Origin of the sequence: Peptoniphilus vaginalis, assembly GCF_900176605.1 — a bacterium.
In the GTDB taxonomy this organism is placed as follows: domain Bacteria; phylum Bacillota; class Clostridia; order Tissierellales; family Peptoniphilaceae; genus Peptoniphilus_A; species Peptoniphilus_A vaginalis.
Genome location: NZ_FXLP01000004.1, coordinates 256,365 through 280,876, shown reverse-complemented (window position 1 = coordinate 280,876; position 24,512 = coordinate 256,365). Strand labels below are relative to the sequence as shown.

Genomic DNA, 24,512 nt, shown 5'->3' with positions numbered 1-24,512 from the left:
TTAATTCAAATCTCCAGCTAATATTAAATCAAGAATCCTAGATAGGTCTTCTTCTCCATAGTATTCTATTTCGATTTTACCTACCTTGCCTCTTTTTTTGAAATTTACCTTAGTTCCAAGGGTTCTTTCCACCTTGTTTCTCATATCTACTAAGTAAATATCTTCTTTTTCTTGGACCCTAGGTTTTTTCACTGCCTTGTTGTTGTCATTAACAGGCAAGGAATCCTTGATAATCCTCATTGCTTCCTTATATTGTTTGTCACCATCTTTTATAGAAAGAAGTTTTTTCCCATGTGATGTGCTTATTTTCTCTTCTTCAAGAAGTTTTAAAACTCTTGGGTCAAGATTTAAAAGCCTAATGGTGTTGCCCACATATTGTCTAGATTTTCCTATTTCATCAGCAAGTTCTTTTTGAGTTAGTTCTTGTGAATCCAATAGGTGTTTATAACTCATGGCTTCTTCAACCGGATTTAGGTCCTTTCTTTGAATGTTTTCTATAATCGCTATCCTTGAGGATTCGTCATCAGAAATATCCTTTACTATAGCAGGAACTCTTTCAAGACCAGCAAGTTTTGCAGCTCTAAATCTTCTTTCACCAGCTACAATCTCGTACTTTTCATCTTTTTTCTTCAATAGAAGGGGCTGAATAATACCATATTTCTTTATAGAAGATGCCAAATCCTTTAATTCTTCTTGATCAAAGTTTTTTCTTGGTTGACCTTCATTTGCAAATATATCTTCAATATTTATTTCCATTAGCTTGGAGCGTTCTTCTTCTATAACTTCTCTTATCTTTTCACTAGAACTTAGAAAGTTTCCAATGCCCCTTCCAAGCCCTTTTTTCTTAGTCATTTATCTCACCTATTACTTCCTTGGCAAGGTCTGAGTAAGCCTTGGCCCCCTTAGAACTGCTGTCATAGTCGTATATATTCATACCATAGCTTGGAGCTTCTGCCAACCTTACATTCCTTGGTATAAAACTCTTAAATACCTTGTTATCAAAATGCTTTTGAATTTCTTCTACCACTTGGTTTGAAAGATTAGTCCTTCCATCGAACATACACATGACAACTCCTAATAAGCTTAGGTCTGGATTAAAGTTTTCCCTAACAAGGGTCATTGTATCCATAAGTTGAGTTACACCTTCAAGTGCATAGTATTCACATTGGACTGGAACCAAAATTTTGTCACTTGCTACAAGTGACATCAGGGATAAAATTCCAAGAGAAGGTGGTGAATCAATAATTACAAAATCATAGTTATCCTTTACCTTATCTATCATCTTTTTTAGTTTAAACTGCCAGTCTTTGTGGATTGCTAACTCTATTTCAACTCCTGCAAATTCTGAATTTGATGGGATTATATCGAGTTTTGAAAAACCTGTTGGATATATTGAATCTTCTTCTTCATTTATTAGAAAGTCATATATCATGTTGTCAAATTCATATAGTCCAAGGCCCGATGTGGCATTTCCTTGTGGATCCATATCCACTATAAGAGTTTTTTTGCCTCTTAGTGCCAATGCTGAACTTAAATTTATAACTGTGGTGCTCTTTCCCACGCCACCTTTTTGATTAAAAACTGTAATTACAAGAGACATATTCTTACCTCATTTCTATACTATCAATAGTATCACGTTTAAGTTTTAATTTAAAGATGAAGTCTTATAAGAGATAATTTTTTTATATAATTTTTTTATCAAAACTTTTTATATACCATGCTCTACGTGGAGCATCTTATTATGGAAATTTTTGTGCTCTACGTAGAGCATTTGTAATTTATTTCAAGTAAAAAACTCACAAAAAAGGCTCCACGTGGAGCCTCATAGTTTTGAAAAACTGTATATCTATTAAATTGTGTATTTTACAAACTTATAGAGGAGACTTCCTTGGTTTGCCTCCACCTCTTGGGTACTTCTCGTCAGTAGCTTTGACCTTTTTTATCATTATTATATAGTGGTCGATGTCATTGGGGAGGGGTGTGTGAATTATATTTTCAACTTCTCCACCCATTACCTCAATTGCCCTCTTGGCATTTTTTATTTCTTCCTTATACTCTGGACCCTTTTGAGATATAAAGTATCCACCAACTTTTACAAAACCCATTGCATATTCCGCAAGAGTGGATAGGTTAGCGACAGCCCTTGATACCGCTACATCGAATTGTTCTCTGTATTCATCTGTCCTCGCAATTTCTTCTGCTCTTGCATGGATTGCCCTTATGCCTTCAAGTCCCAAGTTCTCAATAACTCCATCTAAAAAGTCAATCCTTTTTCTTAATGAATCTAGTAGGGTAACATCAAGTTCTTCATTGTAGAGTTTTAAGGGAAGTCCAGGAAATCCTGCACCTGTTCCAATGTCTATTATCTTTTCACTGCCACTAAACTTCGCAGTCTTTAGTAGGCTTAGACAATCCAAGAAGTGCTTTACATTGAATTCATCATCTTCAGTTATCCTAGTTAGATTTGTGTGTTGGTTATAGTCTAGGATTAGTTTTTTGTATCTCTCGTACTTGTCAATATTTTTTGTATCAAGACCGTATTCTTTGAAATAATCAACTAACATTTTTTCTCCTCATTTGTTCTAGATGGATAAGTAAGACATTTATATCAGCTGGTGAAACTCCAGTTATTCTTGATGCTTGACCAATTGATTCTGGTCTAATATCAGATAGCTTTTCTTTTGCCTCTATTCTTAAACCCTCTATAGACTTGTAGTCTAGATCTTTATCAAGCTTTTTATTTTCAAGCTTCTTAAACTGTTTAATTTGAAGTTCTTGCTTCTTAATGTATCCTTCGTATTTTATTTCAATTTCAATATTTCTTATTACATCATCACGAACAGGTGGCCTATCTGGGTCAAATACTGCTAATTTTTTATAATCAAGTTCTGGTCTCTTTATCATTTCATAAAGGCTAAAGGAATTTTGAGTTTCAGTGGATCCAAGAGATTCTAAGATTTTGTTGTTTTCAACTGTTGGGTTGATTTGTATTTTCTTGATTCTCTTCATTTCATCCTCAATAGCCTTCTTCCTATAAAGATATCCTTGGTATCTTTCATCGTCAACAAGTCCAATTTGTCTTCCTCTTTCTGTCAACCTAAGATCGGCATTATCTTGCCTTAGAGTTAGCCTGTATTCAGCCCTTGAAGTCATCATCCTATAGGGTTCACGAGTTCCCTTAGTTACTAAGTCGTCAATAAGAACTCCAATATAAGCCTCTGACCTATCTAGGATAAAAGGATCCTTTCCTTGAACCTTTAAGGCAGCATTAATGCCTGCAACAATACCTTGGGCTCCAGCTTCTTCATATCCACTAGATCCATTGATTTGACCTGCAAAGAAGAGACCTTCATAGTCCATATGCTCAAGACTTCTCTTTAAAAGAGTTGCATCAATTGCATCATATTCTATTGCATAGGCTGGTCTTAGAATCTTGCAATTTTCCATCCCAATAATTTCCTTATAAAACTCGTGTTGAACTTCAACAGGTAGGGAGGATGAAACACCTTGAATATACATTTCATCAGTAGTAAGACCCTCTGGCTCAATGAAAACTTGGTGAGAATCCCTGTCTGCAAACCTCATAACCTTGTCTTCAATTGATGGGCAATATCTTGGACCTTTCCCTTCAATATCTCCAAGGGCTAGGGCAGATCTTTTTATGTTATTTCTTATAATTTCGTGACACTTCTTAGTTGTGTAGGTCAAATAGCAGAGTTCTTGGTGTACATCATATTTCTTGTCAATATTTAAGAAAGAAAATGGGATGATTTCTTCATCTCCCGTTTGCTCAGTCATTACTGAAAAGTCTATAGACTTTCTTAGGACCCTTGCTGGTGTACCAGTTTTAAGCCTTTGAAGTTTCATACCAAAGTCTTCTTCCAAACTTGAAGATAGGTGGTTGGCAGGTCCAAAACCAGAAGGACCTGATGAAAAATTAACTTCTCCCATAAAAATCCTTGCCCTAAGGTAGGTCCCACTACAAATTACAACAGCCTTAGCCTTGTATTTTGAGCCATTTCTTGTGAGAACTCCTGTTACCTTATTACCATCTTTTAAGATTTTTATAGCCTCATCTTCCACAAGATAGAGGTTTTCTTCATTTTCAAGAACCCTCTTCATCTCATCGTGATATTTTCTCTTATCAGCCTGAACCCTAAGTGAATGGACTGCAGGTCCCTTGGAAGTGTTGAGCATCTTGGATTGGATAAAGGCCTTGTCAATATTTTTTGCCATTTCTCCGCCAAGGGCATCAATCTCACGAACCAGGTGACCCTTTCCAGTGCCCCCAATATTTGGGTTGCAGCTAAGTTGTGCAACTGAATCTAAATTTATACATAATAGGAGGGTCTTTGCACCAAGTCTTGCAGAGGCAAGTGCAGCTTCACTGCCAGCATGGCCTGCTCCAATGACTACTGTGTCAAAGTCTCCTGCTTCATAATATCTAACTTCTGACATCTTTACCTACTTTCCTATACAAAAATCAGAAAATACCCTGTCTAAAATATCTTCTGTTGTAATTGTTCCTGTTATTTCAGAAATGTGTCCTATGACATTTTCTAGGTCAACTTCAATTAAATCTAAAAAGACCCTTTCCTTTAAGCTCTCATTTACCTCTAGAAGAGCTTTTTTTGCTTCCTTTAAGGCATTTATATGTCTTATGTTAGAAAGTATTGAATCTGAAGAGATTTGAAGTTCTCCATCAAAGAAGAGGTCTATAATTAAGTTTTCTATCTTTTTAACTGACTCATTTTCCATCACTGAAAGTCTTAAATAATCATCTTTGAAATATTTTTCAATTTCTTCATCAGAAATTTTTTGTTCAAGGTCATCCTTATTTAAAATAGTAATGTGCTTCTTTCCCTTTATAAGTTTTAAGATTTCTTCATCGTCCTTATCAAAGTCACGAGAAATATCAAAGATAGCAATAACAAGGTCAGCTTCCTTTAGCTTTTCTCTTGCAATATTAACACCTATCTTTTCAACTTCGTCATCAGTTTCTCTAATTCCTGCTGTATCAGTAATCTTTAATAGGACCCCATCAAGGTTAATATAGTCTTCAATAATGTCCCTAGTTGTTCCAGCTATATCTGTAACTATGGCCCTGTCATATTTTAAGAGCCCATTTAATAAGGAAGACTTGCCAACATTTGGCTTTCCAAGAATTACTGTGTTGATTCCATCTCTTAGGAGCCTTGAGTTCTTTGAATTATCCAAGAGATTATCCATCTTTTCTAAGATTTTGCCTGACCTTTCCATTAGGTCATGGTAGGCAGCATCCTCTATGTCCTCATCAGGAAAATCGATGTTAGCAACTATAAGGGCCTGCATAGACACAAGCTCGTCCTTTAGCTTATTTAAAACTTCACTTAAGGCACCACTCAATTGATTTAGACCCATATCGAAGGATATATCAGTCTTTGCCTTAATCATATCAATTACAGCTTCAGCTTGAGTTAAGTCAATCCTTCCATTTAAGAAGCCTCTCTTAGTAAACTCACCCTTTTCTGCAAGTCTTGCTCCCTTGGATAAGATTAGACTTAAAATCCTTTTAACAGATACCACACCACCATGGCAGTGTACTTCAATGATGTCCTCTGCAGTATAGGAGTGAGGTCCCTTCATCTTAACAACTAAAACCTCATCGATTAACTTGTCGCCATCTACTATGTGACCATATAAAAATTTCCTATTCTCTGCCTCTTCCATCTTTTTTCCACTGGCAGAAACAAAAATTTTATCTATTATATTAACTGAATCATCGCCACTCATTCTTACTATTGCAATGCCGGCCTCACCGATTGCAGTAGAAATAGCGGCTATAGTATCATTTAAATTTGCCATTTTATCATTCCTTTTAGATTATATTACTACAATTATTTCAAATAAAAAAGAAGGCTTTTAAATAAAGCCCTCTTCATTAATATTTTCTCTCTTTTTGAATTACTACTTTTCTAAAAGGATCCTTTCCTTCTGAATGAGTAAGTACTCCTTCAAAATCTTGTAAAGCTGTGTGGATAATCTTTCTTTCATAAGAATTCATAGGTTCAAGCTTAATTGACCTACCAGTCTTTAATACCTTGTTGGCCATTTTGCCAGCAAGACTTTCTAGAGTCTTCTTCCTCTTATCCCTGTAGCCACTAGAGTCAAGATTAACCCTAATGTATCTTGAAGATTTTTTATTAACAATTAAGTTTAAAATATATTGGATGGAATCAAGAGTTACACCCCTTTTTCCAATTAAAATTCCAAGTCTATTTTCATCTCCATTGATATTTACGTTTAGAGTATTATCTTCTAATTCCATTTCCACAATATTATCAAGTTCAAGAGTTTCAAGAATTTTTTCTAAGAATTCTCTTGCAGCACTTATGATTTCTTCATTTTCTTCATCAAGTGTCTTTATGACTTCTTCCATATTAAATTCATCTGTGGAAACTTCTTCTTTTTCGAATTCAAGTTCATCATCAGTATTGTGAACTACTTCTTGGCTCGTCTCTGGTTCAATTTCTTCATTAAATATTTCATTTAAGATACTTTTTGTTTCATCTACCTTAGGCCAAACTTTAACAGTGGCATCCTTAGAACCAATAAGTCCCAAGAAACCCTTTTGACCTTCATCAAGGACTTCAATCTCAGCATTTTCTATTGTAATATTTAATTCACTTAGAGCCTCTCTTACTGCTTCATCTACGGTTTTACCCGTTTTAATTACATAATTCATTACTTGTCCTTAACCTCAACTTCTTCAATTTCATCTTCTACAATCTTATTAGTTATGAGCTGTTGACCTATTGAAAAAATATTGGAAACAGTCCAATAAATTACAAGTCCTGCTGCATATTTTCTTGCCATTGAAAAAATTAAAATTGGCATTACAACCATCATAGTAGACATCATTGACTTAGCTTGATCAGCTCCTGCTCCTTGAGTTGCAGGGTTCTTAGTAGTAATAAAAGATACTAAGAAAGTCGTAGCCGCTGCTATAATAGGTAAAATTAAAGTTTTGTCAGCATGATCAATATTTTTTATATAAAAGAAATTCTTGTTCATGGCTTCGTAAAAACCTGGATCTGTAAAAGCGAAGGTTTGTGGGTTCAAAAAGACCCTGTAAAAAGCAATTAACACAACCATAGTGATGACCATTGGAAGACATCCTCCAGCCATATTATAGTTGTTATCCTTATAAAGTTTTTGTTGCTTTGCAGCCAAAGTTTGTGGGTCATTTTTATACTTCGTTTGAATTTTTTTAAGCTCTGGTTGAAGTTTTGCCATCTTCTTTTGATTTTTCATTTGAGAAACATTTAGTGGCAAAATTAAAAGCTTAATAATAATAGTTGCAATTATAATTGAAAGTGCAAAAAATGAAATTGCAGTAGGTTCTTGTGGCATAATCGCTGCTAGTCCATCATAGATGAACTTAACAAAAGTACCTAGTATAGTACTAATTAATCGCATTAATAATTTCCTCCAAATTTAAATGAGAGGATCGTATCCGCCCTTATGGAAGGGATTACACTTTAAGATTCTTCTTATAGTTAAATAAGTTCCCTTAAAAAATCCATACTTCTTATAGGCTTCATAGCTATATTGTGAACAAGTGGGTTCGAACCTACAGTGTCTTCCTGGAAGAAGATAGGTTGAGATAAACCTTTGATAAAATCTTATTAAAAGCATACAAATTTTACTCATTTAACCATCTTCTTTTGTCTTTTTAAAACAGAAAAAAAAGAATTCTTAAAGTCTTTAAAGTCTGAATCACATGCATCCTTTTTTGCAACAAATACATAATCATATCCAGGCTCTATATTATGAGAATTCTCTCTTAAAATGTGTTTTAATCTTCTTCTAACAAAATTTCTATTTACTGCATTGCCAATTTTCTTTGTGGCAGTTATACCAAACCTGGGATAGTTCCTGTTGTTATTGGCAGTAAAAAGAGTAATGTATCTAGATCCAGAAATCTTCTTATTAGAATAAACCCTTTGAAATTCACTATTCTTTTTTAAATAACAATCCTTCATTATAAAACCTAAGCTGAAAGTTTCTTTCTGCCCTTTCTTCTTCTTGCTTTAATTACGGCTCTACCTGCTCTAGTTCTCATTCTTGCACGAAAACCGTGTTCCCTTTTTCTTTGTTTGTTTTTTGGTTGATAAGTTCTTTTCAAAATTCTCACCTCTTTCTATCCTTATCATTTTATTTACAAATGCAGGTCTTGTCAAGTAATATAGACAATTAAATGAAATTTTAAGCTACAAAATCTAAAAAAGAAAAATTTAGCAAAAAGTCCTCCAAAGCCTTCTTGTTGATAAGTCCCCTGGTATTTGTTAAAATGTATGTGGATAATTGTGGCTTATATGTAGATAATAATAAGGCTGTTTATAAATAAAGTTATTAACAATCTGTTGATAAGATGTTGATAGTTTTATTTTTATTTTCTAAAAAATTTGTCATTTACGCTTTTTTAAAGCTTAACTATCAACATTATCACTAAATTTATAGTGTTTATATCTACTTATCCACAAACTTAATCACAATTGTAAATATAATTATGAACTGTTATTTATCAACAATAAAAAAATTGTTAATAAGGAGGAAATATGGACAAGGAACTTTCCACTATGTGGGAGTCTTTCTTAAAAGAACTTGAAAAGAAATCTATGTCTCAAGTTACATACTCCACTTGGTTTTCCAGAATGCTTCCAAAATCAATTGATTATGATGAAAAGAAAATCATCATAACAGTTCCTTCACCCTTTATTAGGGACTATCTCGTAAATAACAAGAGGCACTTCGACCTAGTAGGTGAAGCTCTAAAAGAAATTACGGGAATTGATTTTGATATCAGCATAATTTCAGAAGACGAAGCAACTGATCAGAACCCAGCAGGCCTTGTAAATAAGAATTTTTTAAGCGTATCAAGGCTAAATCCAAAGTATACCTTTGAAACCTTTGTAGTTGGCAAGAGCAACGAATTTGCCCATGCAGCAGCTCTGGCAGTCTCTGAAAACTATGAAAATCCGCAAAATGCCTTTTCAAATCCCCTCTTCATCTATGGAGGCGTTGGACTTGGAAAAACCCATTTAATGCATGCAATTGGACATTTTGTACTAGAACAAGATCCTATTAAGAAGATTTTATACGTGACAAGTGAGCAATTTACCAACGAGCTCATAAATTCAATCCAAACTAATAAAAATGAAGAATTTAGAAACAAATACAGGAAGGTTGACCTTCTACTAATTGACGATATCCAGTTTATAGCTGATAAGGACAGGACTCAGGAAGAATTTTTCCATACCTTTAATGAGCTCCACGAGCAAAACAAGCAAATTGTCCTAACATCTGATAAACCACCTAAGGAAATTAAGAGTCTTGAAGAAAGGCTTATTTCCAGGTTTGCCTGGGGTCTTGTAGTAGATATTGGACCACCAGACCTTGAAACTAGGATTGCAATTTTGAGAAAAAAGGCAGATTCTGAAGGATTTGAAGTATCTCAAGAGGTAATGACCTTTATTGCTGAAAATGTAAGAAGTAATATTAGGGAGCTAGAAGGGGCATTATCACGAGTTATGGCCTATTCTAAGCTTACAGATTCAGATATTTCCGTTGAATCTGCTGCTATAGTCCTTAGGGATATCTACGAAACTAAGGCAAAAAAACAAATTACTGTAGAATACATTAAGGCAGAAGTTGCAAAAAAATACGGACTAAATCTTGATGATTTTAATTCTAGAAAAAGGACCAAGGCTATAGCCTATCCAAGACAAATAGCCATGTATATAACAAGAGAATTAACAGATCTTAGTCTTCCCAAGATAGGAGATGTCTTTGGTGGCCGTGACCACTCTACTGTTATTCATGCCTACGATAAAATAAGTAAGGATTTAGAAGATGATCCCATATTTAAAATTGAGATTACTAATTTAATAAAAGAGATTAAATCTTAGTTGTTGATAAGTTTTTTTTAGTGGCAATCTTATCCACAACTTATCAAGAATAAATTTTATTGAAAGTTATAAGGTTAGGGAACTTATTAACAAATCCACAAGCCCTACTACTATTACTAATTAATATACTATTTTCTAGGAGGAAAAAATGCTAATAAAGGTTAACAGAAAAGAACTGACAAAACACATTTCCATAGTTCAAAAAGCAATTTCTCAAAGAACAACTATGCAAATACTTGAAGGTATAAAAATATCAGCTAAGAATAATACCCTAACTCTTACTGCAACTGACACAGAAATAAGTATAAAAACTGAACTTAATGCCATTGTTGAAAGAGAAGGCGAAATAGTAATAAATTCAAGACTATTTGGTGAGATTATAAGAAAACTTGAAAATGACATAATAAATATAAATGTAGAAAATTACATGATGAACCTTAAATGCGGGGATTCAATATTTAATTTATCAACACAAAAGGCTGATGAATATCCTGACCTACCAAAGGTAGAAGAAAATATTTCTATAGATATATCTGCCAAGGACTTAAAAAACATTGTAAAGAAAACTACTTTTGCAGTTTCCAACGACGAATCTAGAATTGTCTTTACAGGTGTCCTAATGGATATAAAGAAAAACTACATTAATTTTGTTGCCCTAGATGGTTTTAGGATGGCAATCCAAAGACTTGAAAAGGAAACTGGAATAGAAAATTCTATTATTATCCCTTCAAGGTCTTTAAATGAACTTGTAAAGATTATTGATGATGAAGAAGATCTTAAGTTAAACATTTCAAGAAATAATATTGTCTTTAACTTTAATAACACTGTATTTTATTCAACTTTACTAAGTGGAGATTTCTTTAGCTACAGTGCTCTTTTAAGAGATGAACACAAGATTTCTACATCTGTATCAAAAAGAGAATTTCAACTTGCAGTGGAAAGGGCATCTCTTCTTGCAAGAGAAGACAGGGCCAACCTAATAAAGTTAAATGTTAAGGAAAATTATATCGACATAAAGAGTAATTCTGAAATTGGAGATGTTTTCGAAAAAGTTAAGACATCAGAACATGAAGAAAGTTTAGATATTGCTTTTAATTCAAGATATATTTTAGATGGGGTTAAGATTCTAGAATCAGAAGAAATTGTCCTTAATTTTACTGACTCAGTAAACCCTCTAATAATTACAGAAAAAGAAGATGACTCCTATATATATCTTGTCTTACCAGTAAGACTTGCGGGGTAATTATGGAAACTATAAAAATAAACACTGAGTTTATAAAACTAGACTCTTTCCTTAAGCTAACAAACCTTTGTGAATCAGGTGGTCTTGCCAAGACCCTAATTCAAGAAGGAGAAGTTATGGTTAATGGAGAAGTTGAAACTAGGAGAGGAAAAAAATTATATAAGGGAGATAAAATTTCTTTCCAAGGAAATGATTTTATAATTGGTGAAAAATGAAACTCAAGTATCTAAGACTTTTTAATTTTAGAAATTACAAGGGTTTAGATTTTGTTCCAGGTGAAAATATAAATGTCCTCTATGGTCTAAATGCTTCGGGAAAGACCAACTTGTTAGAATCTATCTACATGTCTATAAGGGCGACTTCCTTTAGAAGCTTAAAAGATTATGACCTTATTAATATAGGTGAAAATTCATCAAGTATCATTACAAGATATATGACTGAAGACTACAAGGACGACTACAGGATTGAAATTTCAAAATTTGAAAACAAAAAACTTTTTATAAATGATGACAAGGTAAATACTAAAGAATACAGAAAATCAAGATTTGTTGTACTTTTTAATCCTGAAGACCTAAATATAATAAAATATTTACCTAAGGAAAGAAGAAAATTCTTAGACGATTTGCTTTCAAATATTGACCTGAATTACGATTTTTATATGTACAAGTACAGGAGGCTCTTGTTTGAGAGAAACAAGCTCCTCAAGATGAATATGGACAGAAATCTATTAGATGTCTATGACAGAGAAATCGTAAGAAATGGAACAAAGATAATTATAATGAGGCTAAAGACTATTAAGAAGTTAAATGAAATTGCCAAAAAACATTATAAAAATTTATCGGGAGACGACCTAAATATAACTTATCTATCCACAGTTCCTGTCTTTGTTGACGAGGGAGAACTCATGGAAAATTATTTTAGGATATTAAAAGAAGCTCTCCCAAAGGACCTTGAGAAGAGATATACAACAATTGGACCCCACAGAGATGACTTGGACTTCAAGATAAATAAATTTTCATCTAAATCTTATGGGTCTCAAGGGGAACAAAGATCTATAGTCTTGAGTTTAAAATTAGCTGAAGCAGATCTCATAAGAGATTTATATAAAACAAAACCTCTACTTTTACTTGACGATGTCTTTTCAGAAATCGACTTCAAGAGAAGTAGATACTTATTACATTCACTAAAAGATTTACAGACCTTCATCACCACAACCGAGGCAGACGAATTTTTAAAATCTGTTGATGCTAATTTTTATAGGGTGAGCCAAGGTAGAATTTTGTAAAAGAATAGGAGAAAAAATGGCAAATGATAAAAGACACTATGACGCGTCGGATATACAGGTCTTAGAAGGATTAGAACCCGTTAGAAAAAGACCGGGTATGTATATTGGATCTACTGGCCCAAGAGGTCTACACCACTTAGTTTATGAGATCGTAGATAACTCTATTGACGAGGCTCTTGCCGGTATATGTGATCATATTATTATTAAAATAAATAAAAATGGAAGCGTTGAAATAACTGATAATGGTTCAGGTATACCAGTTGATATCCATCCACAAACAGGTAAGTCTACAGTAGAAACTGTTCTTACTATACTTCACGCAGGTGGTAAGTTTGACAACTCTGCCTACAAGGTTTCTGGTGGACTTCATGGGGTTGGTGTATCTGTAGTTAACGCCCTTTCCAATAAATTAGTTGCAACTGTAAAAAGAAATGGAAAAATCTACAGACAAGAATTCTCTAAGGGTATTAGAAAAAGTGAACTTGAAGTTATTGGAGAAACTAAGAAAGAGGATACTGGTACAACAATTTACTTCGAACCAGACGATACAATATTTGAAACAGTAGAATTTTCTGATGAAGTTTTAGCTAAGAGATTTAGAGAAATGGCCTTCCTAAATAAGGGAATAAAAATTGAATTTATAGATGATAGAAAAGACCTAAAGGAAGTATTCCATTATGAAGGTGGAATTAAGTCCTTTGTTGAATTTATAAATGCAAAGAAAAAACCAGTCCATGATGAGATCATCTACATAGATGAAATTAGGGAAGAAACAGCAATTGAAATTGCTATCCAATACACAGACTCCTATTCAGAAGTTGTGCTTTCTTTTGCGAATAATATTAACACTGAAGAGGGTGGAACTCACCTTTCTGGTTTCAGGTCAGCCCTAACAAGGACCCTAAATGATTATGGTAGAAAAAATAATATTATAAAGGAAAAGGAAGAAAACCTATCTGGTGAAGATGTAAGAGAAGGTATTTCTGCAGTTATAAGTGTAAAGCTACCTGATCCACAATTTGAAGGACAAACTAAGGCGAAACTAGGAAATTCAGAAACTAGGGGAGTTGTAGATTCAGTTTTATCTGAAGACTTAGCAGTTTTCTTGGAAGAAAATCCAAAAGTTGGAAAGCAAATCCTAGACAAGGCCCTATCAGCAAGACGTGCAAGAGAAGCAGCTAGAAAGGCAAGAGACCTTACGAGAAAGAAAAATAATCTTGAGTCCATGACCCTTCCTGGTAAACTTGCAGACTGTCAAAATGATGATCCGAAGAGAAATGAAATCTTCCTAGTCGAAGGTAATTCCGCTGGTGGTTCTGCAAAAGATGGCAGGGACTCAGCCTACCAAGCAATCCTTCCTCTAAGAGGTAAGATTATGAACGTTGAAAAGGCAAGACTTGATAAGATGCTTAACTCTTCAGAAATTCGTGCTATGATAACAGCCTTTGGAACAGGAATTGGAGAAGAATTCGATTTAGAAAAATTAAGATACGACAAGATTATAATTATGACCGATGCCGATGTTGATGGTGCCCACATTATGACTCTTTTACTCACATTTTTCTTTAGATATATGAAGCCACTTATTGAAGAAGGTCACGTTTATGTTGCCCAAGCTCCACTTTATGGAATTGAAAAGGGAACTAAGATTTTAAGATATTGCCACAATGAAAAGGAACTTAGACTTGCCCTAAAGGAATACAAGGACTCTAAGGTAAATATAAAGAGGTACAAGGGTCTTGGTGAAATGGACCCAGAACAACTTTGGGAAACTACAATGAACCCAGACAACAGACTTCTTTTAAAGGTAAATATCGACGACTTAACAGAAGCTGATGATACTTTCTCAATTTTAATGGGAACAGAAGTTGAACCAAGAAGAGACTTTATAACAGAAAATGCAGTTTACGCTGATTATATAGATGCATAGGAGTAAACCATGAGTGAAAATAATATTATAGAATCAGGAATACTTAATGTAGATATTAATAAAAAGATGAGGTCTTCTTATCTTGACTATTCAATGTCTGTAATTGTTGCAAGGGCACTTCCTGATGTACGTGATGGACTAAAACCAGTCCACAGAAGAATTTTATATGGAATGCAGGGACTTAATCTTGTATCCAATGGACCTTATAGAAAGTCAGCAAGACTTGTTGGGGATGTAATGGGTAAGTATCACCCTCATGGTGACTCATCTATTTACGAAGCAACAGTTAGACTTGCACAAGACTTTAATACTAGATACACCCTAGTTGATGGTCAAGGTAACTTTGGTAACATCGACGGTGACGGGGCTGCGGCTATGCGTTACACAGAAGTTAGGATGACCAAGCTTGCAGAAGAAATGCTAAGGGATATTAATAAGGAAACTGTTGATTTTGTTCCAAACTTTGATGAAAACGAAAAGGAACCTACAATACTTCCAGCAAGATTTCCAAATCTATTGGTAAATGGATCCAGTGGTATTGCCGTAGGTATGGCTACAAATATGCCTCCTCACAATATGAATGAGTCCATTGACGGAATCATAGCCTACATTGACAATGATGAAATTTCTATTGCCGAACTTAATCAAATTATAAAGGGACCAGACTTTCCTACAGGTGCTCAAATTATGGGAACTGATGGGATTAAAGAAGCCTACGAAACTGGAAGAGGAAAGATAACTGTAAGGGCAGTTGCTGAAATTAAATCCTTTAAGAACAATCGTGAAAAAATTGTAATAACAGAACTTCCTTATCAAGTTAACAAGTCTGCACTTATTATGAAGATTGCAGACCTTGCAAAGAACAAGGTTATTGATGGAATTTCAAATATCACTGATGCCTCAAATAGAAAGGGCATCAATATAATTGTTGAACTAAAAAGAGATGCTAATGCAGAAGTTGTTTTAAATAAGCTTTACAAAAACACTCAAATGCAAACAACTTTTGGGATAATAAATCTTGCCTTAGTAAATGGAAGACCAGAAATCTTAAACCTAAAGCAAATTATTAGATACTATGTAGACCACCAAGTTGAAGTTGTAACTAGAAGGACAAAGTTTGACTTAGACAAGGCAGAAAAGAGAGCCCACATAGTTGAAGGTCTTTTTATAGCTCTTGACAATATTGACAGGATTATAAAAATTGTTAGGGGATCTAAGGATGACAAGGAAGCAAAGGAAAAGTTCTACGAAGAATTTAAATTAACAGATGAACAATCCCAAGCTATCTTGGATATGAGGATTAGAAGACTTACAGGACTTGAAAGAGATAGACTTGAAGCTGAATATGAAAAACTTCAAGCTGACATCAAGTGGTTTAAGGAAATCTTAGATAATAATGATGTTCTTATGAACCTAATCAAGGAAGAACTTCTTGAAATAAAAGAAAAATATGGAGATTTAAGAAGAACTGTAATATCACATGGTAGAACTGATATAGAAATTGAAGACATTATAAAGAAAGAGGATGTTGTTATAACTCTTACTCAATTTGGCTATATCAAGAGGATGAGCGAGGGAACTTATAAGCCACAAAAAAGAGGTGGCAGGGGAGTTTCTTCTGGCAATATGAGGGACAAGGACTTTGTAAAAGAATTATTTGTAACTTCTACTCATGATATGATTTTATTCTTCACATCTCTTGGAAATGTCTTCAAGTTAAAGGCTTATGAAATTCCAGAAGACTCTAGGACATCAAGGGGTACTGCCATAATTAACCTACTTGACCTAAGTGAAGATGAAAGGGTTACTTCTATAATACCTGTTAAGGAATATGACCCAGATCTTAACTTCTTAATGGTAACTGAAAAGGGACTTATTAAGAGGACTCCATTTAAGGATTATAAAAATATTAGAAAATCTGGTATCATTGCTATAAAATTAAATGAAGGCGACAAATTAATCGACGTTCATTTGACTAAAGATGATGAAGATGTAATACTTGTAACTAAAAAGGGTCTATCAATTAGATTTAATGAAGAACAAGTTAGAAAATCTGCTAGAAACTCCATGGGAGTTAAGTCCATAGACCTTGATAAAGATGACATTGTAGTTTCATCTGATCTTGTAGTAGATGACAAGTACCTTCTTGTTATATCAGAAAATGGTTATGGAAAATTAACTGAAATAAATAAATACAGACCACAAAATAGGGGTGGTAAGGGACTTCTAACTTATAAGATTACTAATAAAACAGGATATGTAGCTTCAGCTGCTGTAGTAGAAAAAGAAGATGATGTTATGATAATTGCAAATTCTGGAATTATTATAAGAATCCTAACTGAAGACATCTCTGTCCAAGGAAGAAACACATCTGGTGTTAAACTTATGAATTTGACAGATGCAAAAGTTGTAGCTGTTGCAAATTATATTGGAGACTAGGAGGCCTTATGGAATTTAAATTAGAGGCAAAAAATACTGACGAATTTTTGATAATGTATCCAAAGGGAGAACTTGACGTTTATAATACAAAAAATTTCAAGGAAAAATCTATGAAGTTTTATGAAAAGGATAAAAAGGACATTTTGTTTGACTGTAAAGAGCTAGAATACCTAGACTCTACAGGTCTTGGCTCTCTTATCTACATCTTAAAGGAAGTGGAAAAGGAAGGCCATAAAATTGTAATTGAAAACCTAAATCCTTCAATAATGAAACTCTTTAAGATAACAAAACTTGAAGATATGTTTGAAATCAGGGGGTAGTATGGATACTTTAAAATATCAAATACCCAATGATGCCAAATATTTTTCTACAGTTAGACTTATGCTTTCAGGTATCTTAAACATCCTAAATAGAGATATTGAAGAAATAGAAGATATAAAAATGGCTGTGACAGAAAGTTTAAATATTTGTCACGAGTTAACTGAAGATGACCACATAGACTTGGTCTTTGAAATAGAAGAAGATAAAAATATAAAAATTTGTGTAAGTGAAATTAGCGAGGAAAAATTAGAAGCATCTGATGACCTATCTCTTGCAAAGACTATTATAGATTGTCTTGTAGATGAATCTCATTTTGATGGAAGTAAATTTATTTTATCTAAAAAATTATAAGGGTCTGCTATGAATTTAAAAGAATACAACAATTTAGATAGAAGGCTAACAAAGGAAGAGAGAAAGGACCTATTTAAGGAATATCATGAGACAAAAGATCAGGAAATAAGGGATATCCTTATAGAAGAACATCTTTACATTGCAGAAATCCTATCTAAAAAATACACAGGCAGGGGAATAGATTATGACGACATCTATCAGGTGGCATCAATTGGTCTAATCTATGCCATTGAGAGATATGACCCTGAAAAGGGATTTGAATTTTCTTCCTTTGCCACTCCAACAATAATTGGAGAAATAAAAAAATATTTTAGGGATAATGGTTGGACTATTAGGGTCCCAAGGAGAATCCAAGAACTTTCAAAGAAAATCTCCAATGCAACTGTGAGCCTTTCACAAAAGTATCAAAAGACTCCAACTATAGACGAAATTGCAGAATATTTGGACTCAACTCCAGAAGAAGTCATGGAGGCCATGGAGGCATCTAAGGTTTATACACCACAATCTCTTGATGTCACTTATGAATCAGGAGATGAAAGTGAAGTCAATCTATCTGACTTAATTGGAGTCGAAGAAGAATACTTTGACAAGATAGAGTCTAACGACTTCTTTAAGAAGGCTATGGAGAACTTAGACGAAGTTGAGAGGACAATTCTAATTGACAGATACTTTAACAAGAAGACCCAAGTTGTAATTGCAAAGAAATTAAACATTTCTCAAATGACAGTGTCAAGAATCGAGAAGAAGGTCTTGGAAAAGATGAGAAAAGAAGTCGCTAAGACCATGGAGGTATAATGAATAGAAATAGATACCTGGTTACACTTTTAAAATTAGTGAATATTTTTGAAATAGTTGTCTCAGTTCTGCTAATAGCTGGAGTAATAGTTTCAGTGCCAGATATTATGAAGTATTATTTTAAGATAATTACAAGTGATGCTGGGTCATCCTATGAAATATTCCAAAATTTTCTATCCCACGTCCTCTTGCTAGTAATAGCTATAGAGTTTGTGGTACTTATGATTGCACATACAGATACTAACATCATTCACTTGATTTTACTTGTAATTTCTAGAAAGATGCTAGTTTACTCTGATAATATGCTTGACTTACTTGTAGCAACTATAGCCATAGCAGTCCTCTTTGCTGTTAGAAAATTCTTATTAACAGGAGTAAATATGGTTACAGATGGCGAAGGCAACGAATACTCTGCATCAATCCCTATGAAGGTCCTAAACAAGAGGTATGGATTTGATATTGAGGCAGGAGAGACTACGACAATTGGTGGTTACGTAGCTGGTCTTCTTATTAAGAATGCAGAAGAAGCAGAAGTTGGAGTTATTGTCGACGATGGCGAATACATCTTCCAAATTGTCAAGATGGCAAGTGGTGGCGTTATAGAAACAGTTTCTGTAGAAAGAATCGACGAGAAAATTAAAAAAGAAGAAAATAAAGATTAAAGGTGTCGGCTAGGCCGACATTTTTTTATTGTAGATTTTAAAATTTTAATAATGAAAAATAAATAATAATTTATTTGTTATTGATTTTTAAGTAATAAGTTGTAAAATTAAATGCGACACAAATAAAAAATAAAAACTCATACTAACTTCGTGTAAAATGTTAATAACGACAAAACCACACACGGAGGTTAATATGAGCTATAAACATCTTACACTAAACGAAAGAAATAAGATAGAGGTATTAAACAAAGAGGGCTATTCTTCTAGAAGAATAGCGAAAATTTTAGGATGTCATCATTCCACAATAGCTAGAGAGCTTAAAAGATGTGATACTGAATACGTTGCTGACCTAGCAGAAAGAGATAAAGAATCTAAATCATCATTAAAAGGAAGAAAAACTAAAGTAACTTATGAAATATTAGAAAATATCAAAGAAAAGCTTAATTCTAAATGGTCACCTGAGCAAATTGTAGGTTGCCTTTATAAAGGAATATTAAGCTTTAAAACAATATATAACTGGATTTATTCTGGAGTAATAGATTTTGATATTTCAAGATTAAGAAGAAAAGGTAAGTCTAGAAAAAGCAAAGAAACAAGAGGAAAATTTAACATAGGTACATCTATAAGAAAAAGACCAAAAAACATAAAGTATAGGGTTTCCTTCGGACATACCCAAGGGGCACAAGACTGGGAACTTGATACAGTTGTGTCTTCTAGAGGAAAAAGCAAAGGGTGCTTAGCAACATTTGTTGAAAGAAAAACAAGGTTTTATATAGCATTACCAATGAAAGATAGAAGCAAAGATTCAATGTTTGAAGCAATCAATAAACTTGTTAAATCACTTCCAAAAGAAGCCTTAAAAAGTTTTACATCAGATAGAGGAAAAGAATTTGCTTGCTATGATGAAGTTGAAAAGCTTGGGATAGACTTTTACTTTGCTGACCCATATTCAGCATGGCAAAGAGGAAGTAATGAAAATTCAAATGGTCTATTGAGAGAATATTATCCTAAAAAGACAGATTTAGCAGAGATATCTGAAGAAGATCTTATTAAAAATTTAATGGAGCTTAACAGCAGACCTAGGAAATGTCTAAATTATCAAACTCCATTTGAATTATTTTTACATGAACTTAGTTTAATTTAGGTGTCGCAATATTATTTGCAATTCATCAAGTAAGCAAGAATAAAAAAATTGCAAGCTTATAAGACTCATTTAATTTGTAAAAATAAAGAAAAAAATATTAAAAATGTTATAATTAAATTGGTGATATGATGAAATACATAATGGCATTTGATGCAGGTACAACATCTGCTAGAACTATAATTTTTGATAAAAAGGGAAATCCAGTTTCTGTTGCTCAAAAGGATTTGATTAAGCACTTCCCAAAGCCTGGCTACGTTGAAGAAGAGCCAGATGACTTGTGGTCCAAGCAAATTGGTACAGCGGTGGAAGCTATGTCTAGGAAGGAAATCGACCCCAAGGACATAGCTGCAATTGGCATAACAAACCAAAGGGAAACAACAATTGTCTGGAACAAGAAAACCATGGAGCCAGTTTACAATGCAATTGTCTGGCAGTGTAAGAGGACTTCAAAATATTGTGAAGAACTAAAGAAAAGAGGCCTGGAAGAAACTATAAGGGAAAAGACAGGTCTTGTTATTGACCCTTATTTTTCTGCTACAAAAATCAGGTGGATTTTGGAAAATGTTGAGGGAGCAAGAGAGATGGCAGAGAGGGGTGACCTTCTCTTTGGTACAGTTGAGACCTACCTCATCTATAAATTGACAGATGGAGAAGTCCACATAACTGACTACACTAATGCCTCAAGGACTATGCTCTTTAACATAAAAGAGAAGAAGTGGGACGATGAACTCCTTGAAATTTTTGATATACCAAAATCCATGCTTCCAGAGATAAAAAATTCTAGCGAAGTTTATGGCAAGTGCAAGTCTAAATATCTTGGATGTGAAATTCCTATAGCAGGTGCAATTGGCGACCAACAATCATCCCTTTTTGGGACAGCATCCTTTGAAAAGGGAATGGCAAAGTCTACCTTTGGAACAGGTGCCTTCATCCTAATGAATACAGGAGATGAACTAATTAGGTCACAAAATGGTCTTGTGACTACTGTAGCCTGGGCAATGAATGGACAAATTAAGTATGCCCTTGAAGGATCTATCTTTGAAGCAGGTTCATGCATAGACTTTATGCGTGACAACTTGAGGATAATTGATCAAGCAGATGATTCTGAATACATGGCAAATAAGGTGGAGGATACCAATGACTGCTACTTTATACCAGCCTTCACAGGTCTAGGTGCACCTTACTGGGATCAATATGCAAGGGGATCTATAGTTGGTCTCACAGGGTCTGTAAATAAATATCACATAGTAAGAGCAGCCTTAGAAGCAATAGCCTATTTATCCTGCGATGTAATAAAGGCAATGCAGGAGGACTCAAATACAAAAATAAGGTCCCTAACAGTTGATGGTGGAGTTAGCAAGAACAACTTCTTGATGAAATTTTTGTCTGACATAGTTGATGTCCACATTGAAAGGCCAAAGGTTGTAGAATTAACTGCCCTAGGAGCTTGTTATATGGCAGGACTTGCTGTAGGATTTTGGAAGAACATTGACGAAATAAGAGAAAACAACGCCATAGATAAGTGCTTCGACCCAGAAATGAATGAGTATGAGAGAAATAAAAAGATGGCAAGATGGCACGAAGCTGTAAAATATTCTATGAATTGGGCAAAATAGTTTTGTAATTTTTTTAAATTAATATTTAAGTATAAGCCAGATTTATTTAAAAAGTAGATCTCGTTTTTTATTTTTTTTTTAAATCAGGACTTTATTGATTTTTTGAACTTTTAGGATGTAAATTTGTATTTATTTTAAACAATTTTTTATGATATTAAAATTTTTTTTTGAAAATACTGTTGACTTTTTAATTTAAATTATTTAAAATACCACTTAAATTAAAAAAATTCTTTTGGATGAAGAATTTAATTTTTATTTCAAATGTTTTGAAGTGGAAAAGTAGGTAGAGAAATTTTTTACAGAGAATTGCCATTAGCTGAGAGGCAAATTAAGGAATTTACTGAACACTAGCCACGGAACAGGAAGGCTGAACAAGAATAAGTAGGTTTTTTCGGGATCTCCCGTTACAGAGAAGTTCATTATTGGATAAGTGCATCATTAAGATGAATTAGAGTGGTACCGCGAGTTTATTAACCTCGTCTCTTTGTATATAAAGAGACGGGGTTTTTTTATTAGGTACCAAGGAGGAAAAAAATGAAAAAATTATTTGCAAGAATGTCGGGCGTGTTTTCAATTGCTTTTTTAGTGTTTTCCACTCATGCAGGTGGGGGATTTGCTTCGGGAAATCAAACTAATACTTACTTTATTAGGTTTGGATGGCCAGGAATTATTGGAGCAGTCCTTGCCATGATTTTACTTAATTGGACCTTTAAGGAAGCTATAGTTATGTACAACTCAAGAGGTCTAAAGTCCTACAAGGAGTTATTCGAAACTCTTTACCATCCATTTGATAGGTTAGAAATTGTATTTGAGTTTTTCTACTACATCATGATTATTATGGCTATTGCATCTTCAATTTCAGGATCAGCTTCAGCTATGTATGAATTTTTTGGATGGAGCTATGGCATATCTGTAGTAGCTGTCAGCTCTTTTATCTTGGTAATAAGTATTTTTGGAGAAAAACTTGTTAGAAGAATGGGAAGCTTTATGGGAATCATTATTCTTTTTACTTCAATTTTGATTTTTATAGTCGGAAGTATAAAGGGAGATTTTATTCATCAAATTAGCTTAAATTTTTACACAGAAGGATTTAAAAATTTAAGACCGGCTCTTGTAAGTGGATTTATTTATGCAGGATTCCAATGTGTTCAAATCCCATCAGTTATATCTTGCTCGGGAGTGTTAAAGGATGAAAGAGAAGCAAGTATGTCTATGAAAATTTCATTTATTATTAACACAGTGGCTCTTGTACTTTCCTGTGTCATGCTTTTATCTTGGAGCAAGTACTACAATTCAGTAGAAGGTGGAGCAGTCATACCAACTCTTACATCTACAAGGGCTATAGGCATTGGATGGATGAGCAAATTTTATGTTGCTTCTTTAATAATTTGTTTGATATCAACAGGACTTTCAATAATTTTTGGATTTGTATCAAGATTTGAAAATTCAAAAAAACTTTCTAGAATTGAATCCATTGGTATTAGGAGATTTGGACTTGCTCTTTTTGTAATCATCCTATCAATGTTTATTTCAATGGCAGGTTTTACAAATATAATAAAATACGGCTATGGCTATTGCGGCTATATCGCCATAAGTTTCATAGTACTTCCTTTTATTACAGTAGGCTATTACAAGAACAAAAAGTATTTACAAGCAGATTTTCAACCTAAATTACTTTTAGTTAAGATCAAAAATTAAAAATTAAGATAAAAAATAAAAAATAAAAAAATAAAGAGACAGAAACACTTTTGGATATGAAAGTTTTGAGCTTTTAATAAACAATATTTTAAATTATTAAAAATAATTTAAAAAAAACTATTGACATATTAAAAAAATTTCATTAATATATGTTCAACGATTTAAAAAAGCTATAAATTTTCATAGTGATTTAAAAAGTTTTGAAGTGGAAAAGTAAGTGAAGAATGTTTTTACAGAGAATTGCCATTAGCTGAGAGGCAAGAAATTGAATTTACCGAAAAATCCCCACTGAACTAAAATGCTGAAACAAGTAAGTATTTTCGGGATCTCCCGTTACAGAGAAATTCATTATTGGATAAGTGCATCATTAAGATGAATTAGAGTGGTACCGCGAGTTTATTAACCTCGTCTCTTTGTATTAGAGACGAGGTTTTTTTTGTACGCTTTAGCATGAATAAACCACCAGCTATGCTGGTGGTAGGAAAATAAGCTTTAGCTTCAAGCAAAAAACCTCCCGTGATAAACTATTAATGTTACTGGCAGTAGCATAAATAGAAAAGGGAGGTATCCTAAAATGGATAAAAATAGTTTATCACATACATCCTGGAATTGTAAGTATCATGTAGTATTTGCTCCAAAATACAGAAGGCAAGTAATATATGGAAGATTAAAACAAGATATAGGAAAAATATTAAGGGATTTATGTGATAGAAAAGGAATAAATATAATAGAAGCGGAATGTTGTCCAGACCACATTCATATGCTGTTGGAAATCCCACCAAAATACAGCATATCTCAAACAATGGGATATTTAAAAGGTAAAAGTAGTCTAATAATATTTGATAGGCATGCGAATTTAAAATACAAATATGGGAATAGACACTTTTGGTGTAGAGGATATTATGTAGACACAGCAGGAAAGAATGCGAAAAAGATACAATAATATATAAAAAATCAATTAAAAGAAGATTACATGGCAGATCAAATAAGCATTAAAGAATTTGTAGACCCGTTTACGGGTGAGCAAGTAAACAAAAGCAAAAAATAAGGTGCTTTAGCACCAGATGTGAAAATTGGT

General features: G+C 33.5%; 23 protein-coding genes, 1 pseudogene and 2 other annotated features. Of the genes and pseudogenes, 14 read left to right on the top strand and 10 right to left on the bottom strand.

Going from position 1 to position 24,512, the window contains the following annotated elements; genetic code table 11:
• The 10 genes from CAN42_RS02775 to rpmH form a co-directional block, all read right to left on the bottom strand.
• On the bottom strand, positions 1-852 hold the full coding sequence (locus tag CAN42_RS02775) for a ParB/RepB/Spo0J family partition protein (RefSeq protein ID WP_085875444.1): 852 nt from the start codon (positions 850-852) through the stop codon (positions 1-3).
• Complete coding sequence (locus tag CAN42_RS02770; protein WP_085875443.1) at positions 845-1,600, bottom strand: ParA family protein; 756 nt, start codon at positions 1,598-1,600, stop codon at positions 845-847. The genes CAN42_RS02775 and CAN42_RS02770 overlap by 8 nt, the downstream gene beginning before the upstream one ends.
• A 271-nt stretch (positions 1,601-1,871) precedes the next feature.
• Positions 1,872-2,564 (bottom strand): 16S rRNA (guanine(527)-N(7))-methyltransferase RsmG, encoded by a 693-nt coding sequence (gene rsmG / locus CAN42_RS02765; RefSeq protein ID WP_085875442.1) that lies wholly within the window; start codon positions 2,562-2,564, stop codon positions 1,872-1,874.
• A complete protein-coding gene (gene mnmG / locus CAN42_RS02760) occupies positions 2,554-4,458 on the bottom strand; it encodes a tRNA uridine-5-carboxymethylaminomethyl(34) synthesis enzyme MnmG (protein WP_085875441.1) in 1,905 nt (634 codons plus the stop codon). Before mnmG ends, rsmG begins: the two co-directional genes overlap by 11 nt.
• A gap of 6 nt (positions 4,459-4,464) precedes the next feature.
• Positions 4,465-5,844 (bottom strand): tRNA uridine-5-carboxymethylaminomethyl(34) synthesis GTPase MnmE, encoded by a 1,380-nt coding sequence (gene mnmE, locus CAN42_RS02755; RefSeq protein ID WP_085875440.1) that lies wholly within the window; start codon positions 5,842-5,844, stop codon positions 4,465-4,467.
• A 76-nt stretch (positions 5,845-5,920) separates the two neighbouring features.
• The gene (jag, locus tag CAN42_RS02750; protein ID WP_085875439.1) at positions 5,921-6,724 is read right to left on the bottom strand and encodes an RNA-binding cell elongation regulator Jag/EloR; all 804 of its coding nucleotides are present in this window, start codon (positions 6,722-6,724) and stop codon (positions 5,921-5,923) included.
• On the bottom strand, positions 6,724-7,458 hold the full coding sequence (locus CAN42_RS02745) for a YidC/Oxa1 family membrane protein insertase (protein ID WP_062571392.1): 735 nt from the start codon (positions 7,456-7,458) through the stop codon (positions 6,724-6,726). Before CAN42_RS02745 ends, jag begins: the two co-directional genes overlap by 1 nt.
• 18 nt (positions 7,459-7,476) lie before the next feature.
• The gene (yidD, locus tag CAN42_RS02740; protein WP_060799935.1) at positions 7,477-7,692 is read right to left on the bottom strand and encodes a membrane protein insertion efficiency factor YidD; all 216 of its coding nucleotides are present in this window, start codon (positions 7,690-7,692) and stop codon (positions 7,477-7,479) included.
• A complete protein-coding gene (gene rnpA, locus CAN42_RS02735; protein ID WP_209019195.1) occupies positions 7,689-8,024 on the bottom strand; it encodes a ribonuclease P protein component in 336 nt (111 codons plus the stop codon). Before rnpA ends, yidD begins: the two co-directional genes overlap by 4 nt.
• Before the next feature lie 8 nt (positions 8,025-8,032).
• The gene (rpmH, locus tag CAN42_RS02730; protein WP_005955298.1) at positions 8,033-8,167 is read right to left on the bottom strand and encodes a 50S ribosomal protein L34; all 135 of its coding nucleotides are present in this window, start codon (positions 8,165-8,167) and stop codon (positions 8,033-8,035) included.
• A 433-nt stretch (positions 8,168-8,600) separates the two neighbouring features.
• On the opposite strand from rpmH, the gene dnaA reads away from it, so the two are divergent.
• From dnaA to tnpA, 14 genes and pseudogenes are all read left to right on the top strand, one after another.
• Complete coding sequence (gene dnaA, locus CAN42_RS02725) at positions 8,601-9,950, top strand: chromosomal replication initiator protein DnaA (protein ID WP_085875437.1); 1,350 nt, start codon at positions 8,601-8,603, stop codon at positions 9,948-9,950.
• Between the two features lie 148 nt (positions 9,951-10,098).
• A complete protein-coding gene (gene dnaN / locus CAN42_RS02720) occupies positions 10,099-11,193 on the top strand; it encodes a DNA polymerase III subunit beta (RefSeq protein WP_085875436.1) in 1,095 nt (364 codons plus the stop codon).
• Between the two features lie 2 nt (positions 11,194-11,195).
• The gene (gene yaaA, locus CAN42_RS02715; RefSeq protein WP_005955359.1) at positions 11,196-11,408 is read left to right on the top strand and encodes a S4 domain-containing protein YaaA; all 213 of its coding nucleotides are present in this window, start codon (positions 11,196-11,198) and stop codon (positions 11,406-11,408) included.
• Complete coding sequence (gene recF, locus CAN42_RS02710; RefSeq protein ID WP_085875435.1) at positions 11,405-12,478, top strand: DNA replication/repair protein RecF; 1,074 nt, start codon at positions 11,405-11,407, stop codon at positions 12,476-12,478. Before yaaA ends, recF begins: the two co-directional genes overlap by 4 nt.
• Positions 12,479-12,494: 16 nt before the next feature.
• On the top strand, positions 12,495-14,408 hold the full coding sequence (gene gyrB, locus CAN42_RS02705) for a DNA topoisomerase (ATP-hydrolyzing) subunit B (RefSeq protein WP_085875434.1): 1,914 nt from the start codon (positions 12,495-12,497) through the stop codon (positions 14,406-14,408).
• A gap of 9 nt (positions 14,409-14,417) precedes the next feature.
• Positions 14,418-16,847 carry a DNA gyrase subunit A gene (gyrA, locus tag CAN42_RS02700; RefSeq protein WP_085875433.1) on the top strand — a complete coding sequence of 810 codons (2,430 nt, stop codon included), beginning with the start codon at positions 14,418-14,420 and terminating at the stop codon, positions 16,845-16,847.
• A gap of 8 nt (positions 16,848-16,855) precedes the next feature.
• Complete coding sequence (locus tag CAN42_RS02695) at positions 16,856-17,167, top strand: STAS domain-containing protein (RefSeq protein ID WP_085875432.1); 312 nt, start codon at positions 16,856-16,858, stop codon at positions 17,165-17,167.
• 1 nt (position 17,168) lies between these two features.
• Positions 17,169-17,519 (top strand): ATP-binding protein, encoded by a 351-nt coding sequence (locus CAN42_RS02690; protein WP_085875431.1) that lies wholly within the window; start codon positions 17,169-17,171, stop codon positions 17,517-17,519.
• 9 nt (positions 17,520-17,528) lie between these two features.
• Positions 17,529-18,314: a SigB/SigF/SigG family RNA polymerase sigma factor gene (locus tag CAN42_RS02685; RefSeq protein ID WP_062571403.1), complete on the top strand. Its 786-nt coding sequence runs from the start codon at positions 17,529-17,531 to the stop codon at positions 18,312-18,314.
• Entirely contained in the window at positions 18,314-18,976 is a 663-nt protein-coding gene (locus tag CAN42_RS02680; protein WP_085875430.1) for a transporter associated domain-containing protein, read from the top strand. Before CAN42_RS02685 ends, CAN42_RS02680 begins: the two co-directional genes overlap by 1 nt.
• A 193-nt stretch (positions 18,977-19,169) precedes the next feature.
• Positions 19,170-20,120, top strand: coding sequence for an IS30 family transposase (locus CAN42_RS02675; RefSeq protein ID WP_085875429.1), 951 nt, complete (start codon positions 19,170-19,172; stop codon positions 20,118-20,120).
• Between the two features lie 128 nt (positions 20,121-20,248).
• A complete protein-coding gene (gene glpK, locus CAN42_RS02670) occupies positions 20,249-21,736 on the top strand; it encodes a glycerol kinase GlpK (protein WP_085875428.1) in 1,488 nt (495 codons plus the stop codon).
• A 257-nt stretch (positions 21,737-21,993) separates the two neighbouring features.
• Positions 21,994-22,223, top strand: a binding site (T-box leader).
• 47 nt (positions 22,224-22,270) lie between these two features.
• Positions 22,271-23,434 (top strand): YkvI family membrane protein, encoded by a 1,164-nt coding sequence (locus tag CAN42_RS02665; RefSeq protein ID WP_085875427.1) that lies wholly within the window; start codon positions 22,271-22,273, stop codon positions 23,432-23,434.
• 191 nt (positions 23,435-23,625) lie between these two features.
• Positions 23,626-23,850 (top strand) — a binding site (T-box leader).
• 158 nt (positions 23,851-24,008) lie between these two features.
• Positions 24,009-24,482 (top strand): annotated as a pseudogene (gene tnpA / locus CAN42_RS02660) (IS200/IS605 family transposase).
• Positions 24,483-24,512 lie beyond the last annotated feature (30 nt).